Genomic DNA, 20,001 nt, shown 5'->3' with positions numbered 1-20,001 from the left:
TGATTTACATTATTCCTAACAATTATATTTAACTAGTGCACTCAATAATAATACCAGTTCTTATAAGAGCGTCTAAGTGCATGGCTAATCTTTCTGGAACTTTACCTCCTTTAATAAAAACACCCAGTTCCATGTTTCGTTCCATAGCTGCTCTAGTTAAGTTAGCGCTGGTTATAAAAGCTTGATAACCATCAGAAACAGCACATTTCGGGTGGACTGCACCTAAAGTTCTATTTTTTATTTGATCCCAAACATAAATATTTGCACAAGGAACTACGTCCCTCATTATCTTTATGGAATCATTATTAACTCTACCACCCTGTTCATTAGATGTTTCTAACAGTATGTCAATTTTTACATTCCTGTTAATTGCTTTTTGTAATGAGCTAATTATTGATGGTAATTCATAAGCAACAAAACTAACTATAAAGACCCTGTTTACCGCCATGTCAATGACTTCCTTTAAAACTTGCTCTGTGTGTCTCACTGGGACTAAACCTGTATCTGGTCCTGTCCACACTAATTCAACCAAACCTTGACGTGCAACCGAATTTGATGCAGTAACTGAAGCAGATTTCAAAGCTGCGGAAATTTCTCTTGGTGTAATACCTTGTTCTTTTTCCCAGGCATTCTTTAACTGGATTAACATTTGCGGGTTAACATTTAGACCTCGTCTAAATGAAGAATTCAATAACTCGGATGCCGAAGAAATTTTAGCCACTTTCTTAGCCATATATTCAATCCTGTCGGGATGTAACTCAAGCCCCATTTGAGAAATAATGTTCCAAAGATCATTCATTAATCATGTAACTCCCTTTAAAAAAAGCAGCCCCTTGGTAATCAATTGTATTTACCAAAAGTGCTCTATCTAAATAACGATTCCCACGTTCGCATGATGTTTCCGCTACAAATGAACATGCGTGGCAAGAAGCTGAATGAAGTGATCGATCTTCACTAGGATCATGTTCGGAACACATGGGATCTGACGAACAAATTGTTGCCCTATTTAGTGCCTGCTCAATCAGCCTACCTAAATTCTCTGGCTTTCCAAGTTGTACCAATCCACCTAGGGTACCATCAGAATCAGCTGCTGCAGTATAAATTAAAATTCCAGCCATTGATGTTTCTTCAGAAGCATATATTCTTTCCCTTATGCTGGCTTCATTATAACCGCATTCTAAGGCTAGTTCTCGAATCAACAAGTGGGCAAATGTATGTAACATTGTAAATCTTATTCCTGGAAAACCCACGTTTGGATCTAATTTACGAGCATTACGCCAACCTTTATGCCCATTCAAAAGCATAATGCTTCGTTTTTTTACAGATTCTTGAGTTTCCCATTCTTTCACTATTTCTTCTTTAAATTGAATAAAAATACCTTCTCCATGAACTTCACTTGCAGGAACCCATTTTGGATTGCCTTTAGTAAGTTTGGCTATATGCGGTCTTTCTTCCTCATCCATGGATTCTTCAATTGCCTCAACTCTTGTATAGCCAATTAATGCATTGACCTCCCTAAGACGTTCTAAAAGCAGTACATTTTCAATTTTATCACTGTATTTTGTTGGGCAATCTACCTTCCTGCTTAGGAAATGTGGCCAATCTGTAAGTGCTCTCGAAGATGTTAATACCTTCCATTCAGGTTCTTTAATATCTGTTTCTGTTACATACTCTTCATTGACATTTCCATCTTTTTTTGACTTTATTGCGTTCCAAACATCCGCAGGGCTGTATTCACCTATACCTGGCAAAGCACCGCTTTTCGATAATGTTTTAATAGCGATTTTAGCTTCAAGTTCTGACTCAATTTCTTCAAAATATTCCCATCCGTCTACAATTAATTGATTAAGAGGATTCTTTTCCATAGGAATAGCTAGAGCTGATAATGTTATTGGGAACCAACTGTTTGTTGCCCCGAGTAACACTGCCCTTGCCTCCTCATCACAATTCTGATCAAAGGTATCTAAATGGGGATGCCGACCCCGGCATGCAGGTAAATTTTGTTGCCCTTCTTCCCCAAAAGCATGAACAAGTGATTTGCTATCTCCACACAAATCACATTTCACCCATAGATTTTGTGTTTGAAGTGAGGCTCCACTTTCGAAGAAGCGTAGTGTTCCTCTACATGAAGATTCTCCACCATGCACAAACCAATGCCATGGAAAATCATCCAAATGACCATTTTTACACGCTAATAAAAAGCGTGCTGGTACAGCATCAGAACGATTACCCTTTTCACAGTTTGTATGGACAAAATGGGTTTTTTCAGGACGAAAAGGATTTGATTTAATATTAAATAACCCTGAATCATACTCTGCTAACAAACCACACTTAACGCATCTTAGCCATCGTGGAAAAGGTCTTACTGGAACCCCTATTTTGCCCTCTGACGACAGAGGGCTTGCGTTTTCATCTCTTTTAAAGGGCGGAACACGCAATCTTTCAACCTGCTGACCAAGAACTCTCTTAACAGCAGCAAGTAATCTAGCCTCTTCGACTGGAGAGCACTGTTCTTCATCCCAACGTTGTAACCCCATAGTAATTACTGATAAATTTGGTAGATCAATCAAAGCCCCTGGTCCATATGTCCATAATAGTTGAGTTGGTCTTACATCACCGACTTTATGAGTACTCATATTCTCTCCCTCCTATCATCTTTTTCTTTGTCTTTATTACGTCTTTTCCAATTTGGCCCTTCTGGGAGAGTATCTACATCCATTATTAACTGTACACCAGGCTCTACTTCACGCATTGACATAGGAACTGTGAACTTATCCCATGAAACAATTCCTGGTTTTTTTAATAATGGTGCTATATCTCCTTTTTTCCTTTCAGACTCATATCCCAATCTTCGACCTGATCTATTTGATTCTTTTTGCCATAAATCAATTCTATCCTTTACCATTTCCTCAATCTGATCTGCAATTGACCTATCATTTTTTATATTCCACCCCCTGTTAGAAATAATTTTTCTTACGCTCACAGCTTCATGTTGAGAAGAACTATTCAATTTTTGTGCGCCAATATTCGGATTCAACTTATCATTTAATAGCCTAATTAAACTTACCATTGTTCCCGTAAGTCCACGATCTAATGCCCTAGGAGCAAATGGAGTAACGGACTGTGCTTCAACATGCTTATAAAAGGTTGCATGATAATGTTCAAAAGTTTCATAATGTGAAAGGTCTCTAGGACGTGACCATGTCAGGACTGTAAAAACTATTCCAGGGAATGATCTGCCTACACGGCTAGTTGACTGAATATATTCAGCTGTGCCTTTTGGTTGACCATTTACTACCATTAATCCAAGTCGGTTTACATCTACCCCTACCGAAAGCATATTTGTTGCAAGAGCAATGTCTAGGGCTTGAGTCTCGCCCTTTTTCCACTCTTTTTTAAAGGCAATTTCAAGTTGATCAAGTTTTTGGGGAATATCCTTACTAGAAACACGTGATGTTAATTCATCGATATTTTTGACTGATCTTTGACTTAAGCCTGGTCTCTCAACTTCACTCATTTGTACCCTATAAGATCGAGTTTGGACATCGTCCTCAGCAAGTCTTCGCATACCTCCTAGCTCACGTAATGAGTTAAAATAACCAACAAGTGTCATATATGGATCTGCGGCTTTACCAAAGTGCTTAAATAAAGTTTGTGCAGATGTTAGTATAGCAACATATACTCTAATTAAAACTCCCGGACGAGAGCTTCCTGGTGAGCAAATGCCTATATATCTACGTCCTGGATTATTATTTATTGGTCTTTGAACAGAAAAAAAGTTGTCTTCGACATCTAATCCTTGTGGTGGGAATACGGATACTTGACGTAAAAACACGCTTTCAACTTGCTCTTCTGCTTTTTTTACTGTTGCAGTTGAAGCAACTACCTTTGGTCTTATCTTCTTCCCTTTATAATCCCAAGTAGAAAGAGAATCTATTGCAGTTTCATAAAGACCTACCATAGTACCTAATGGACCACTAATTAAATGGAACTCATCCTGTATTATTAAATCTGGTGGGCGCAATTGAGAAACCTGTTTCACTCTTGTTGCTTCAAGCTTACCTTTTTTTTGGTGATTCCCTGTACAATCATCTGAATCTGGCAAAACAAATCCATGACGTGGGCATTCTTGATTTACATATCCAAAAAGGTTTCTGATTTCACCTCGCCATGCCATCATCGCAAATTTATCAACAGTACCAATTAACATTGTAGGTGGATTTTTATAAATTTCTTCATCAACTACAAGGACCGGTAATCCATTTTCTTTTGATTTTGCATGACTGAAATCACACCTACCATATTTATCACCACAAAAAATAAGTGTCCTTCCGACTTCTTTGTCTACACGAATATCGCGCCCCGGTGAAATTTCACTGCCGCACCATGGACAACTTGTCAGTTGTGCTGGAGTTGACCCATTACTATGTTTTCCTTCCCTTTCTTTTTCAATTGCCTCATGGCTCTGTTCGGTTGTATTAGGTGTAACCTTCATACCTACCCATAAACCAATAGTAAACGGTTCTCCCCCCCATATTTCAGGATTTTTTTCCTCAATACTTCCATCGCACATATAAGCGTTGTTGCTCTTTGAAACTGTTGTAAAGTCAAGAGTCTTAATGTATAGCGCATTATTACCGATAATCCACGACTGGCATCTAGCCCACCTAGGTTACCCTGTTTTCTACGAATAGCCATGGTAAATGCTGCTACGCCTAAATAAGCTTCTGTTTTTCCCCCACCCGTCGGAAACCATAATAAATCAGCAAATGCCTCAACTGATTCAGTACGATCCTTATGTGTAGGGTTCGAAAGTGCAGGGATTGATAACAGTAAAAAGGCTAACTGAAATGGTCGCCAAGATCTGTTCTTGGGGATATTCACGGCTTCAAGGTTGACCTTATCTCCTCGTCTTCTTTTAAGTGAATAGATACTCCGAATACGTTGTGAAGCCATCACTTTATTTGCAAAACGAAATGCTTCCAATGCATCTTTATCCCTAGAGAGTACTATAATACCTTCACGGAGTCTTTTCAGAATTTCCTCACATTTACTCATTGCTGCCCATGCAACATCATCAAATCCTTTTAACTCTTTTCCTATTCTACTCTTTTGTTCTTCAATCCAATTTTGATAATCATCTGTTAAAATAGATAAAACATCAGTAAGATGTGTTTGTTCCAATGTTGCTAAATTTTCCATATCTAAATAGCCTTCATTAACCATTTTCCGCATAGCAACACGGTCTTCTGGATTTAACCCAGGTGTTTCAGTTACCGGAATTTCATAACTTGGAATAACAGAAGTTCGTATTTCTATTGCGTGATTTTTATCATCACTTGCAACCTTTGAATGAACTGAAATACCATGACCAACTGCAAATTCAACTTGTTTACGGTAAATCATTTCAAGCGTTTCTCTTTCATCATCAATATCATCATCTTTTAAAACTGGCCTTTTCCTAAAAACTGCTTTCCCCTTAGGGTCTGTAATTATTATTTCCGGTTGGAAAATCCAAGCTTTATCTTGATTATGTTCCGGTTTTTCTTGTGTATTGACAAGGAAAAGCGTTACCAATCTATCCCCGTTCTCTAAAGGAGGGTAAACTGTGCCTTGAATCAAAACTTCAGGGCAATCTTCATCAACAATTAATGGTTTAATTATTCCTTCTTTTAACTGCAGACTCTCTATACCACCTGAGGGGATTCTCTTCCATGCTCTAAAAGGCTTGCCATTGTTATCCTCTTTTTCACTTTTCTCTCGTATGTACCTTCCCCAACTAACACTAATATCTAACTCTTTAACTGAACCTTCTACACAAAAGGTTAATCCAACTGAAGATGGAACAAGTGATTTATTTGATGAAACATCACGATTCCCATTTGACTCTTCATCATCAATCCTTCCACTTGGGCCAGAAGGATTAATAGAAGATTTTGCAACTCCAGGATCATCATACTCCTCCTGGAATGTTTCTTTTGGGGCAAGTCTACCAACCAAATATCGATCCCTAACACTCATTCCTATAATCTCTTCATATGGACCATTTGCTGGGCCAAGTAAATCATCTCTAACCGCATTTTCCAATAGGTTTCGAATATAAGCTTGTTCCTGTATAGATTCTCCAGATATCGTTGGAAAAGTAGAAAAGTCTGCTCCTGTAGCATCTCTGAAAATACTTTCAAATTCAGTCCAGTCAAGACGTTTAATAGATACATTATCATTACCAGTTATATAATTTATTTCCAATCTGCTTTTGGCATCTATGGGAATATAACTGTCAAAATAAAAAGTTGTTTGAACAAAAGTTGATCGCTTTTGATACAATCTGGCAAAAGCGACGATGACAGGAACTTCATTACTCTCTCTATATATTACAATTGAATCGCCTTTGTGTATTCCTTGACACTCCGAGCCTTCAATTCCCAGTGTCAAAGTAAAATTATTAATACACTGTGTACTGTTAAATTTGACAATCCAAGCATTTTGAGTCATTACAGTTTTTTTACTTTCAGATTCGATATTTAGTTTTTTTCCATTCTCTTCACTCACTTTTTTATCCCCCCATTATTTTATAAATTTTTATAACCATGTATAAATTATAGGTTTCACATCAAATTTGTAGTCAACTTAATTTTTTATTCAAACAAATTGAGTTGAATTTCACCTTTTTTTGAATTTGGAAGTGGCTTTCTTTTTTTAGATTTTGTTTTTATCTTACTAGCAAACTTACTTTCTTCCTTACAAAGTTCATGATTCAGTTTCAAAAGTAGTTGTATTACTTTATTCGCTGTATCTTCTGAAATAGTATAGCGAATACCATACTTTGTCTCATAGAAATTATGATTTAACTTTAGGTCTTCCCAACCATATGCCTTTGCAACAGCCTTATCCAAATCAACATGTAATTTGCGTAATTTTTTTATATCATCTGATTGTTCCCCAGGATTATGAAAACGGTTGTATGTTTGGGTTAAGCCCTCATTTCTACTCAACATTATTTGTTGTCTTAATTTATGATATTTTTTACCAATAGATTCTAAACTTTCGTAAATTAAATGCAGAAAAGGAAAGGTATCAAAACTGTCAGAAGGTGTGTATCTTATATCCCTTTTCATAGATGAACTTTCCCGTCGGACCCAAAGCTCATGGAATGAACATTGTAATGCTGAAAAACTAGCCCAAGATGGTAAATCAAGTACAACCACAGCATCACTAAATACCTGATTTGTATTTACACTCGTTATCATTACATACTTAGTAACTCGAGAAATCGCGAAAACCTGATCTTTCTCTTTTATTTGATTATAAAGTTTATCTCGTTTTCTCCAATGTTGCCACCAATTTTTTCTGTCTTCTTCATTTCTACCTTTATCTCTTTCGGGCTTTACAAGTTTTCTTAAACGTTCAAGTAATTCAGGCCATTTTTTATTACATTCTTCCAAATCTAAATCTTTGAAGTTAATTGTCCATCTACTAGCTTTTTGCTTTGGATGAGAGTTGATATCTTCTCCACTTAAAAACGGAAAAATCACTTCCTTATTTTCTGATCTAATCTTAAGATAATAATTGACTTCATCATTTGAGAGTATAAAGCCTTTCCCCCTTAAAACTGACCCCTGATAACTCTTATCTTTATTAGCACTGAGACTTTTAGCTTCTCCCCATCCCTCTTGGTCATCCAATGCAGGTGAAATAGATTTTACAATATTACCATCAAGAACTTTTAATCCTTTCCAATCTCCTTTGTGTCCTACCACTAGTGCAGCTGTCACAGACGCTTTTCCTGGCCATGTAAATGACGACCATGCATGCCGAATCCTAATTTTATCGTTTACAACAATATATGAAAGACCTGTTCTTGCTGTATCACCTTCACCTATAGTTTTGGTAGCCAACAACCCAAATTCACCTGAAACTTTAAGTAATGCGGTAGCTCTTAGATAGAAAAAAGAAACTAGATCCGCATTCAAACTAGCATGAGGCCAAGATGTAGATAACCATTTAACATAACCATCTCCAAGTGAGCCCCTCATTCTTCGTCCACCCATAAATGGAGGATTACCTACGATTGCATCAAATCCACCACCATCAGTTGTAAATACTTCTGGGAATTCCAATGGCCAGTGGAAAGGTTTACGTAATAACTTGTTATTTTTTGATGCCTGTAATAATGAATCAAGTGTTCTTTTTTTCAGGTTTTCTCTAATTATTATGTTCCCTTTTATTAACTCCCACGCTTCAGAGGATAAAGTATCTAACGCTCCGTTTAAGTATCGACTATTATCACCAAATCTTAAAGCTTCCCCCATCATTGCATCTGCAATTAATTCAATATCTTGCATTTTTTTCTAGCTTCTTGATCAAGTTTAACCATTGCCTTAACATCGTTTATATCAATAATATTTATTCCACGAATACTCTTACGAAGTTTTATAACTTTGTTAACTGTTTCTTCTATTTGATTTCCAAAAATTCTTAACTGCTGCTCATCCTTACTTGGGAACAAACTTAATTTTTTTAGTTGATCAATGTCGTAAATACCTAAAAGACTATCTCCATATCGAAAATTATGGTCCAAAAATCCGAATGGACGGCCTTTTGATAATGTAATTAACCATATTGATAGTTTAGTAAGTTCCACAGCCATTGGGTTTAAATCTACACCATACAAACATTTTTCTGCCACAATTCTTCTTGCAATTAGAAGACGTTCATCCGTTTGTGTCGGCATTAATTCTTTTTCAATAGCTCTAGTTATGTTTCCGTGAATTGATACAACTTTACCCTCTTCCTCTTCTAATGCCCATGCTTCAATTAAACGTTGAGCAAGCCATCGACAAGCTTGGACAAGAAAAGCACCAGACCCCATAGCTATATCACAAATCTTAAGATTTAGTATTTCTGAAGATGATTTAATTCTCCATTCCTCACGTTTCATTCCTTCAGATGGTCCATTATAAACGAGTGGCTCTAATGTGGTGGATATAATAGATTCTGTTAACGATTTAGGGGTATAGTGAGTACCCGTTTCTCTACGCTCAATACCTAAGGTTACAATAAACGAATTTTCCCGATAAACAATATGAGAACCCCACGCATCAGTTCTTAGTAACTTCATAAATGGACGAATACGTTCAGCTAAATCTAAATCTCCCCCGCATGCTTTAATTAAACTTGATAACTCATCTTCATTTAAACTTTTGTTTATTGAATTACGTATGGCTGAATCGGATCTTTCAGTTTTTTCTTTAATTAAATTAATCAGAATCCCATCACTCTTATTAATTGCTTTTTCAAGTAAAGATAAAGGAACATTTGGATTTTGAGCTTTTTGGGATCCGATTAAACCCAATGTTACCTCAGGAACACGTACAACAGTATATTCTAGAAGCCCTTCATAAACATGCCCAATTTGTTCAACATCAAGGCCCTTATAAGATAGAAAAATTGCTCCACCATGTTGTTCTAGAACTTGAAGGGAATTTAATAATAGTAGTACAGTCCTGTTGTCAATAGGTATAGGAGTTGCTAAATCTTTTGTCCAGTCACTACCTTTTTGTCTACCTTCTAGGAACGGATATCGATCTGGGTCAAACAATGTGCCACCTAGTGGAGCAAGACGAAGTGATTCATGTTCTACCCCTGCATAAACTACACGAAATAGTGTAAGTAATCTTGTCCACGCATCGTGACGTCTTTCCAAAACTTCGGGACCAAACCTATCCGAATCCTCAGATAATTGACTTTTCAAACTGGATAAAGCATAAAATTGATCATATACTGGGTCTCCTAGTAATAACAAGCCACGCTCTTCGGCACAAAGAATAAATACTAATCGCATCATTACAGCCAAACCAGCCTCGTACAACTCTTCAGGTGTAACGTTTTTTAACAACTCACGATTCCTATCTTCATCAGCCTTATCTAGTGCCTGTACAAGCACCTCTACCGCCCTACGAACCTGTTCTCCCAAAGTTTCCGTGACATCTTCTTGAGATTCTAATGATTCTAATAGTAAAGCATCTATTTTCTCATCATCAGGTCCAAAAAATCTTCGAACACTTAACAATGATTGAAATGCTTTAAGTGTAGCTGGTTCTTGAAACCATAAACGGGAATACCATGAAACATGTCCTGAGATATCTTCAGTTGGTGTATGGACAAACATCCACTGTTCTCCATTTGTTACTAATCCAAGAGGTACTCCATGACTTTTACACAACATTGTCATTCGTTCCATTATTGAGATATACCAACCCTCATTATTTCCTAAATTAAATAAATCCTTTTTTGGTTCTTGAATTGAAATAAATAAAAGTGGTTTTTCATTTTCATCACCCCTTACTAAATAATCGGGATAGAACCTGTTATTACCATCAGGTTGTAGTAAGTAATAAGGGTCTTTTATCTCTTGATTAAAAAACAAAACTTCATCATCATATTCAAGAACCTTTGTTAAAACAAGGTTTACCCATTCCAAATGTAACTCAGATAGTTCCGGGTCATCGTTTTCTACAGATTCCCACCATTCTTCATAGGCTGAACGTAAATGTTTACGTGTATTGGTTTCAACAATATCCAAACCTTGTGGAAAAACTTTATCTAGAACAGGAACAGACAAGAAAGGTCCTGAAATCTCAATCAAGGAAAACCATTCATGGTGTCGAGAAAAATTTTTCATTTTTTATCATCTCCTTTTAATAGAGATTCTGGTACTAGAAATACAACAGCGACAGGAAAGGTCCGGTCGATTAAATTCGAATAACGATCTTGTACTGTTGCTATTTCTAATTTCTTTTCTTCAGGAATCCTAGACAATCTTGCTCGCAAAGCGTTTACATCACGTCGAAGTTGATTCCTTTGGTCATCGGGCCAAAATTCAAATTGTAATTGTTCAGTCTTTTGCTCGTTAATCTCTCTTTCAATAATTTTCTCTAAGTCATCCAAAATTGTTGTTATATCCTCTATTTCAGCTTTTTCTCGACGCTCAATATTGTTTTCTAAAAATTTCAAACGATCTTGAGACCGCGCTTCCACTGTCGAAATGATCGCTTCTTCATTACTTTCAAATCTTTGTTTTAGAAAATCGAATAAACTAATGCTAGGCTCAATTGGTATAGATGAATCCAATAGAAATTCAACTTTACTTACCTTGGATATACGTGTGAATCCTTTTTCTTTGAGCAGACCTCCTGTAAGTGTTAATTCCTCATGAATTCTATGATGATCCCCACCCGTTATTACTAAACGTGACTGAATAAGAACTGCTGGATTTTCCAATTGTTTACTTGGTACAGTTCTAACTGAGACGCGGTTTAACTTTTTGATATCATCCAGCTTCCATACCTCTTCACGTAATAAGCGTAGACACATTTGAACCAGTTTATGATTTAAGTGAGCAAGAACTATATCGTCCCTGCCTTTTGCAATATCATGGTCAAATGTGATAGGTCTTCTTTCACCAGTATGTGGGTGCTCAAGCCCTTCTGTCGCCCTTCCCCAAGAACCAGGTAAAGTTGGAACTTCAAATACTTTTCCCTTCGGCACACCATGCAAATTGACAGGTACTAGATTTGGTTTATCTGCAAGTTCTAAAGCTATTTTTACAGTGTTATATATATTTCCTGGAGAAAGATGAAAGTCTTCCTTTGCCTCCAAAAGCTTATCGTGTAAACGAGAAATTCTTTCATTCAATTGACGTTCGGCTCTAATGAATTTCCTACTTTTTGCTGCTTTAGTCTCAGCAGCATTTGTATCTAATGTTTTTCGATTTCCTAACATCGCTTCTTCTATTTGTAGTGCAATAACAGCCCCAACACTTCCAAGGTCCTCACGAATTCTATCTACCTTCAAGGCTGCACGCATCAAAAATTCATGATCACTTACTACCTTAGAATTGTTCTTATGGTTAGTTCCACCCTGACTAAAACCTTTACCGACTGGATGCCAAATATAAACAAATTTTTCCTTTTGTCCATGTCTATCAATTCTACCATTTCGCTGTTCCATGACATTTGGATTCCAAGGAATTTCCACATGAATTAGGTAATTACAATGGTTTTGAAGATCAATTCCCTCTGACGCAGCGTCAGTTGCTAATAAAATACGTACCGGAGAAATATTCGGATCTGCCTGAAACGCAGCTTTAACACGTTCACGTTCTTCTGTTAGCATACTTCCATGGAGAAACATTAAGCGATCTCCACCATACCCATTGCTCGCTAATATTTGATGAAGCCATGCATGTGTTGCTCTATACTCTGTGAACAAAACAACCCTTTTGTTGTTCCACTGATTACCATTTTTTAGATGTGCTCTTAACCAATCTAGTATTGCCTCAGCCTTTGAATCTGTTCTATACTTTGCTGTTTCAGCCCAATTTGAAAGCTTATCTAATATCTGAAGTTCTTTATTATTTACAGGATCTACATCTTCACTAACAATTTCAATAACCTCATGTAATGCATCTTCTAACTGATAATCATCCGAATAATCATCTTTAGTACGTAATATCGCATTATGAAGGATACGGTTTCTCATTGAACTATTTTCTCTTTTTTTTACGCTCCCGTTTTCTAAACTATTCCTGTATTTTGAAAGTGTAGTTGCAAACGCCATAGGCGATGAAAAGAGTCTTTTCTTTAATAAAGTATGTATAAAATCTACACCATATTTAGTTTGATTCACATGCCTATTTCTATGATTGATAAATTCCTGGAGCAAATTATGGATTTCTATTTCCTCAGTTGAATAATCTATTTCTAGTCCCTCAAGTTGTCGAACAGGGAAAACAGGTAACCCTTTTTCGTCAACTATATCATTTTTCAAACGCCTAACCATTACCTGTTGTAGCTTGTTTTCTTCAGGCATAACAGTTCTAGCAAACCGTTGATCATCAAGTAACTCAAGTAATGAAGTAAATGATTCTTGGTATCCATTGTGCGGAGTAGCACTTAAGAATAATCGATGATTAAAGTGGGGAGAAATCATACGAATTAATTTGGTTCGCTGACTCTCCACTGCATAATTTGAAGCTCCTGATGGTGCTACATTATGAGCTTCATCAATAACCAAAATATCAAACTTCCGAGGATAAGTTGTCTGTGGTGGTAGAATATCTTTTATTAGTCGTAGACCCTCTCCATTTTTCATCCAATCCATTGAAGTAATTAATCTAGGAAATGAAGTCCATGGATTTGTATGTATACCACGTTCTCTTCTCAATTGTTTTACATAATCAGTATCTACTACACGAAACTCAAGTCCAAATTTATCTTGCATTTCTGATTTCCACTTCAATTGAAGAGAGGCAGGACATATAATCAGGACGGATCTTGCTCTATGACGAAGTAGCAGTTCCTGGATAACCAAGCCCGCTTCGATTGTCTTACCTAAACCTACATCATCTGCTATCAAAAGATTTACTCTGGCCATATCAACAGCTCTTACTAATGGGTCAAGTTGGTAATCCTCAATTGTAATCCCACTACGAAAAGGAGCTTGTAGAAAAGATCTATCTGCATTTGTAGAGGCCCCCCAACGTATTGCATCAAGAAATGCGTCCATTTGATCAGATGAATCCCAACCTGTTATTCTAGGGAGTCCAGCCTTTTCAATTATTTTTGCACCAGGTTCTAATTGCCAAATTATTTGTAATTCCTCACCATTTGAATCTTCATCAATTGAAGTTAGAGAAACAAGATGTTGAGATTTAGTATGTTCTAGTGATGAACCCTGGACTTCGCTTACAACCCACTGTCTCCTTCGAACTTCAACCAGCTGCCCTGGAGATGGAACAGAACGACTATAAATGTGGTCTTCCTTTACTTTTGATTTAACCATTTGCCATTTGCTCCCTAAAATATTTTTGTACTGTTTTTATATTCTTACTTACATGGGAGTGAATACTTAATCCAATAACTTCTCCAAGTTTAACAGGAACAGCATTACCAATTAATCTACCAATACGTTTCTTAATAATAGGCTCTCCTGGTGGAACAAATTTATAGTCTCTTGGAAAACTTTGGAATATTGCTCCTTCTCTCAAAGAGATAGCTCTATCTTGCTCTGGGTGTCCAAATCTTCCATTCCCATAACCAAAGAATTGAGTTGTCATGGTTGGAGCTGGAGCATCCCATCGCATTCTCCCATAAACACTAGGGTAAGTTTTTCCTGTATCTTTTTTATGGCAAGCTGCCTGAAGGTCTTTATCCCAGTCTCGCCAAGTCCCTCCTGGACGTGATGCTTTTATTCGGCGCAAATTAATTGGGCTTAGCGTAGGTGTCTGATGTAATGGATCATTTTCATATACTTCTCCTGCTTCAATTGGGGGTAGATTCCCAATTGCATCACGAACAGTCATTGGTTCTTCACCAAATATTTCAGGTGATAATAAATTGATTGGTCCAAATTTTGAGGCTAATAATACCAACCTGTTTCGCTGCTGAGGAAGACCATAGTCAGAGCAATCTACAATTCGATAACTTACAAAATAATCTAATTGCTCTAACTCATTCACAAAATCCTTAAAAACATTTTGATCTACTAAATTTGGTACATTCTCCATTGTTACCAATTCTGGATTAATCTCCTTAATAAGTCTTGAGAATTCCATTAATAACCACCAGCGTTTATCATCCTGACTGGCTTTTTGGTTGTAAGTTGAGAATGTTTGACAAGGTGCGCACCCTGCTAGTAAATGAATTCCGTTTTTACGGAAGAATCGACTTACATCCTCTGATTCAAGTTCCTGAACAGACTTTAGAAAGAACTTTGCCTTATTATTTGCCGTGTAAGGAAATTCACATGCAGGATCAATGTCAATTCCTAAACGAACATCCACTCCAGCCCTTTCTAATCCATGAGTTAACCCTCCTGCCCCACAGAATAAATCAACTGCATATACTTTTCTTTTAGGTGTAATTCCTTTTATATTTTTTCTTAAATCTATTTCTTTTACTGCCATTAGAGCTCCTTCCCCCTAAAAAATACATCAGCTTTCATAATAAAATTGAAATTATAAGTCAAGATAAACTAACTGATTTGTCTTTTTCCAGTTCACTCTTCTAAGTAATGAATAATGAGATAGTGATCCTTAAATCTTTTAATGATAATAATATTTTACTAAATGAGAGAGTCATTGTCGTTATCAAATAATAGCCAACGACATTTTACGAACTTCAAACAAGACAACACATTATTCAAAGAAATTTCAAACACCCCAAAAGTCATTCTAAATATTATGTAGTTTCATTAATATCTTAAATTTTTTCATAAAAATCTACTCCCAAACATGAAACCATTAATAAACTGTGGCAAAGAATTCCTTGTTTCAAAAAGTAGGTTTCACATTTTTCAATTTCTAGTACTCACATATTATTTCTATTTTAAGCTGTTTACATTACATAACAATGTAGGCAAGACTGATCCGTTGCTATTCAATATATTTGAGAGAAAATATGGGGTGGGGCACCGAACTTTATTAGTCGAAAGCTTAACTACACCTACTACTTCCTTAAAATTTTTTATAATTTTTTTACCCTTATAGGCCATTTTTTATGAAATCAGACGAAATTAAGAGATATTTAAAGGAATTCATTAATTAAAACGTTAAATTTAGGATCACCAGTTTCATCTATCATTGTCAATCACGCGAGACAGAGACATATTGTTTTAGGAGTTCTTGGCTATAATTATCACAAAAAATCAGCTGAGGATACTATAGATAACATTGGGTCTAGACCCCATCTTAATGAGGGGGAACTCCAATGAATATCGAAAGAAATTTTTAATGAACAGGCAAACATTACACTTCATGATACTTTACAGTCTGTAATAAATGAGATAATTGACAGATTGGTAGACAATTATTATTCTCAAGATAAGGTGAACACTACTACATCTCATTTAGAAGGGAAAGAAGCTTTATGAGATATGCAGTATATGTTAGGGTTTCGACCAATAAAGAAGAACAAAAAGCTTCTCTAGGAAATCAAAGGGATCTATTTATGCCGATATATTTCTGATAAGGGTTGGGACATTCATAACTTTTATATTATGTTGAAAGTGGAACTACTGAAAAACGTCCAGTTGCAACAAACTAATTGCTGATGCGAAAGCAAAAAAGTTTGATGTAATCTTGACGAAAGAACTCTCACGTTTAGCTCGTAACGGTCGCTTATCTTATGAGATTCGTGACATCGCTGAACAGAGTAAAATTCATACTATTACCTTAGATAATGCAATAAACACATTAGAAGGTAACGGTCAAATGTTTGGTATTTATGCATGGATGTACGAACAGAAGTCGCAAAGGACAAGCCAACGTGTAAAAGCAGCCTTAAGAAGCCGTGCACAAAGAGGATTTTTCAAAGGATCTAACCCTCCATATGGTTACACTGTCAAAACGGAAAACTTTATGTAGGTTCCGACGGAACACCTGATGTGATAAGAGGAATCTTTCGCGACAATGTTTCTGGTAAGGGCTTTGATCGTATAGCGAGGGAATTGTATGAAGGCGGGTTTCCAACACCTGGTCAAGTGGCTGGTAAGAAAAATGCTACTGATAAGTGGCATGTTTCAACAATTATAATAATTCTGGAAAATCCGCATTATACAGGAGATCTAGTCCAGGGACGATCTACGACGAGAAGTGTTACAAATAAAAATCGAGACCAAGTTGATATAGAAAAACTTATTATTGTCCCCAATACACATGAGGCAATTATATCGAAAAGCGATTTTGAAGCTGTTCAACAATTAATGAATAGCAGAAAAAGGACCCGTCCTCAGGCAGAAATGCATCTGTTTACTAACACTGCTTACTGTGCGGATTGTGGACGTGGAATGCACTTTAAAAAGAACCGTAAGGGCTATATGTGCGGAAACTACAACAAACATGGTTTAAAAGCATACAGTGATCATTTAATTAGAGAAGCTGACTTAAATTAGCAATTCTCAATGACTTAAAAAATCTCGCCTCAATTTTGGACAATCAAGAAATTTTGCAAACCCTTGAAGCAAAACTGAACCAACAGAAAAAAAAACTCAGAAAAGCAAATTAGAGCCTTTGAGAAGGAATTAGACGGACTGAAACAACGGAAAAAGAAATCTCTTAATTTGTTTATTGATGAAAAAATCTCAAAGGCAGACTATGATGAATTTGTTAGTGATATCAATGACCAAATTAATAATATTAATTATAAGATTGAGCGATTGAAATCTTCACTTGAAACTAATAACGATGAATTAGCATTCAATGAAATTAAACAACAGTAGATGCATTTATTCAATTTCAAGAATTAACTTCCGAAACACTTCACCGCTTTATTGAGAGAATTGAAATAAAAGCAGATGGGTTCTAGAATCTTTTATCGATTCTAGAACCCATCTGCTCTTTATTTAATCAATTTTATCAACGCACAGCACTCCACATGTGTCGAGACAGTAAAAAGGATATACATGTGTTAGCTTTTTTGAGGCCTAATTGCATAGTCATTAAACAATATTAATTTAAATTCATCTTTGTTTAGGTTAGATATTACTTTCCTAGTTTCTTCATCTTTTAGTGTAATACCGAATATTACTTGGCAGTTATCCTTTAAATTGATTAACGTTTCAAAAAGGTTTTTCATATCGTCAATGATTACACTCTGCTGATCCGGTTCATCAAATATTAATATATTAGGGTGATTTCCATTAAATTTATTTGATGTTTGCATTAATGCTAAAGTAAATGCCCAGATGGCTCTAATATTATCACTTGCTGATGAATCAAACTTCATATCAAACCCTTCCGTTGAAGGCAATAATTTATTATCACTAATTTGTATAGTAGACATATCTAATATACTGGAGTATCCGAATTTCCCCAAATTAAATACAAAGAAATCTCTCAGACTCTTTAGAGTTGTTAAATCCGATTGAGTAAATTTATCATTGGGCAAAGAATTTTTGCTTTTTAATAATTCTCTCCACTGTTCAGATAAACCTTTAAAGATAGGTAATTCTAAGTTAACAATGTTTATGTTTTCTTCGAGTAAATCAATTTCACTTTCTATCATTAGCTTTTTTCGAATAATTGTTTCAGATATATTTTCATCATTTGAATAAATATCATTAACAATTGAGTTAGCAATCTTTCTGAAAGATACTATTTTTTCCTCCAGATATATCAAATCCTCAACAACATTTTCTTTGTTACGTTTATGGGAATCAATTGCAAAATCCATCATTTTCTTTTGTGCTTCTAAATGTTTTATATTCTCTTCTATAGTCATAAAGTCAAACTCAATATTCTGAGGTAACAAACTATCATGAATTTTCTGCTGACATGTAGGGCATATATTTTTATTTATTAACCACTCTTCAGAGGAACCTAAATTTTTCAACTTTAAGGCATCTTTGTTGTTTAAAATATCTTTATTAATAATTTCTAGACTATGTATTATTGACTCTATACTTCCATTCGCATAAACCAATTCATTGCGTTTATCGGTTATGATTTTCTCGTACTTACTGATTTTATCTTTGATAGATAATAATTCATTTTGTAAATCATCTACATTATCTCCGACTTTTATATTCTTTTTATTCAGCTTTTCAATATTATTGTGTAATCCCTCAATATAATCTTTTGCAATAATTTCCTTTCCGTCTTCCTGAACTATAAATATACTCAATTGATTTGTGAATCTTTCGTCTAACACCGTAGGTAGTGATGGAACTCCATATATTTTACAGTTTGCTTTCTTCAGTACCTCGCTTATATTCTTATACTTTTCTTTCCATGTATTTATTAACTCCGTTTCTAAAACCTTATACTTCTGACTCAATTTTTCATTCTTTAAAGAATCTAAACCAATAAGGAATTCTATTATTCTTTTTTTAGGATCTTTGACCTTAAAATACGTTGGTAATGTTGCAAATAAATCTGCCCATCCTCTTTTTTGTTCAATAAAAATAGTTGAAAATACTGTTTGAAGGTATAGTTTCCTATCTACCTCATCGTAAGTGGGGACTTCGGGTAATTTCCAGTTTATAAACTTTTCAAGAAACATATGGAAGCCTTTTATACTTGTTGCTGAACCCTGGGAATGTAAATACATATCTTCTGAACGTATGATTCCCTTATCTAGTTGGATCATATCGCCGAAATATACCGTTATTAGATTTGAATCAAAATTCTTTTTATTGGCAGCTCTATAAATAGTTATGATATTAGAATTTCCGTTTTGTATTTCCAAAAAAAAATTCGATTCTAACACCGGAATTTCCGCACCTTTATACTTTAAACTCTTTTTAAAAACTGGTTTTAATGATTTCTCTTTTTTTCCACCAATTAATTCCTCTAAGCCCAAACAATAATAAAATGCTTCAATACACGAGCTTTTCCCCTGGGTATTCCCATAACTAGCAATGAAATTAACTCTCTTATCAAATTTTTCATCAAAACCAAAATCACCAGATGAGGTTTTTACATTTATTCTTAATCTATTTATTCTAAACATCCGAACCACTCCAGGTTGATATTAATTGATTTATTCTATCTTCAGTGAGTTTTAACCCAATTTGTTCGAGGTTATTTTTCTCAAAAATGAACAAAGATTTATCTTTAATGACTTCAACAATATATTCTTTTCCTTTTTCAGTTAATTTAAATAGCCCATTTTTTTGCCTTAGAATTATACCCTCAGCAAGTGCAAAATCAATCGCCCTATTTATCGCTGGATCAAATCTGACTAAAATTATTGATTTCTCGCTTCCTTTTAAAAATAGAAGGAGTTTGTCCATTTCACTTTTAGAACTTAACGCTGTTGCAACTATGTGAACCTTTTGCAATGAACAAGCTTTTCTTCCACAACAGTAGAAAAGTATTAAGGCTATCTGTGATACCTTATAAATTATTCTGTAGCTATAAGGGACTGGACCTGGTCTTTTAGTAAAACTTACACCCTTCACTTTATCTGGTATTATTGAGCTCATTCTTCCACTCCTATA

At 35.4% G+C, this 20,001-nt stretch carries 13 protein-coding genes; 3 read left to right on the top strand and 10 right to left on the bottom strand.

Annotated features, from left to right (window positions below):
* Window positions 1-28 precede the first annotated feature (28 nt).
* The 8 genes from drmC to PP175_RS03950 all read right to left on the bottom strand — a co-directional run bounded on the left by drmC (window position 29) and on the right by PP175_RS03950 (window position 14,968).
* Window positions 29-799 carry a DISARM system phospholipase D-like protein DrmC gene (gene drmC / locus PP175_RS03985; RefSeq protein ID WP_272441547.1) on the bottom strand — a complete coding sequence of 257 codons (771 nt, stop codon included), beginning with the start codon at window positions 797-799 and terminating at the stop codon, window positions 29-31.
* On the bottom strand, window positions 792-2,636 hold the full coding sequence (gene drmB, locus PP175_RS03980; RefSeq protein ID WP_272441546.1) for a DUF1998 domain-containing protein: 1,845 nt from the start codon (window positions 2,634-2,636) through the stop codon (window positions 792-794). The genes drmC and drmB overlap by 8 nt, the downstream gene beginning before the upstream one ends.
* Window positions 2,633-4,573: a helicase-related protein gene (locus PP175_RS03975; protein WP_272441545.1), complete on the bottom strand. Its 1,941-nt coding sequence runs from the start codon at window positions 4,571-4,573 to the stop codon at window positions 2,633-2,635. The genes drmB and PP175_RS03975 overlap by 4 nt, the downstream gene beginning before the upstream one ends.
* Window positions 4,498-6,552 (bottom strand): hypothetical protein, encoded by a 2,055-nt coding sequence (locus PP175_RS03970; protein WP_272441544.1) that lies wholly within the window; start codon window positions 6,550-6,552, stop codon window positions 4,498-4,500. Before PP175_RS03970 ends, PP175_RS03975 begins: the two co-directional genes overlap by 76 nt.
* A gap of 86 nt (window positions 6,553-6,638) precedes the next feature.
* Complete coding sequence (locus PP175_RS03965) at window positions 6,639-8,345, bottom strand: Eco57I restriction-modification methylase domain-containing protein (protein ID WP_272441543.1); 1,707 nt, start codon at window positions 8,343-8,345, stop codon at window positions 6,639-6,641.
* A complete protein-coding gene (locus tag PP175_RS03960; protein WP_272441542.1) occupies window positions 8,327-10,684 on the bottom strand; it encodes a type IIL restriction-modification enzyme MmeI in 2,358 nt (785 codons plus the stop codon). Before PP175_RS03960 ends, PP175_RS03965 begins: the two co-directional genes overlap by 19 nt.
* Window positions 10,681-13,845, bottom strand: coding sequence for a DISARM system SNF2-like helicase DrmD (gene drmD, locus PP175_RS03955; protein WP_272441541.1), 3,165 nt, complete (start codon window positions 13,843-13,845; stop codon window positions 10,681-10,683). Before drmD ends, PP175_RS03960 begins: the two co-directional genes overlap by 4 nt.
* A complete protein-coding gene (locus PP175_RS03950) occupies window positions 13,838-14,968 on the bottom strand; it encodes a DNA cytosine methyltransferase (protein ID WP_272441540.1) in 1,131 nt (376 codons plus the stop codon). The genes drmD and PP175_RS03950 overlap by 8 nt, the downstream gene beginning before the upstream one ends.
* Before the next feature lie 1,173 nt (window positions 14,969-16,141).
* Here PP175_RS03950 and PP175_RS03945 point away from each other — a divergent pair.
* The 3 genes from PP175_RS03945 to PP175_RS29825 all read left to right on the top strand — a co-directional run bounded on the left by PP175_RS03945 (window position 16,142) and on the right by PP175_RS29825 (window position 17,366).
* The gene (locus PP175_RS03945; RefSeq protein WP_272441539.1) at window positions 16,142-16,426 is read left to right on the top strand and encodes a recombinase family protein; all 285 of its coding nucleotides are present in this window, start codon (window positions 16,142-16,144) and stop codon (window positions 16,424-16,426) included.
* Window positions 16,427-16,446: 20 nt separating this feature from the next.
* Window positions 16,447-16,953: a recombinase family protein gene (locus PP175_RS03940; protein ID WP_272441538.1), complete on the top strand. Its 507-nt coding sequence runs from the start codon at window positions 16,447-16,449 to the stop codon at window positions 16,951-16,953.
* 335 nt (window positions 16,954-17,288) lie between these two features.
* A complete protein-coding gene (locus tag PP175_RS29825; protein ID WP_272443176.1) occupies window positions 17,289-17,366 on the top strand; it encodes a DUF4368 domain-containing protein in 78 nt (25 codons plus the stop codon).
* 102 nt (window positions 17,367-17,468) lie between these two features.
* Here PP175_RS29825 and PP175_RS03930 read toward each other — a convergent pair whose 3' ends face one another.
* Both PP175_RS03930 and PP175_RS03925 read right to left on the bottom strand, forming a co-directional pair.
* Window positions 17,469-19,511 (bottom strand): hypothetical protein, encoded by a 2,043-nt coding sequence (locus tag PP175_RS03930; protein ID WP_272441537.1) that lies wholly within the window; start codon window positions 19,509-19,511, stop codon window positions 17,469-17,471.
* Window positions 19,504-19,986 carry a hypothetical protein gene (locus PP175_RS03925; protein WP_272441536.1) on the bottom strand — a complete coding sequence of 161 codons (483 nt, stop codon included), beginning with the start codon at window positions 19,984-19,986 and terminating at the stop codon, window positions 19,504-19,506. The genes PP175_RS03930 and PP175_RS03925 overlap by 8 nt, the downstream gene beginning before the upstream one ends.
* Between the last annotated feature and the right edge of the window lie 15 nt (window positions 19,987-20,001).

The organism is Aneurinibacillus sp. Ricciae_BoGa-3 (assembly GCF_028421645.1).
In the GTDB taxonomy this organism is placed as follows: domain Bacteria; phylum Bacillota; class Bacilli; order Aneurinibacillales; family Aneurinibacillaceae; genus Aneurinibacillus_B.
The sequence above is the reverse complement of the archived record's forward strand: the minus strand, read 5'-3'. Positions and strand labels throughout refer to the sequence as shown.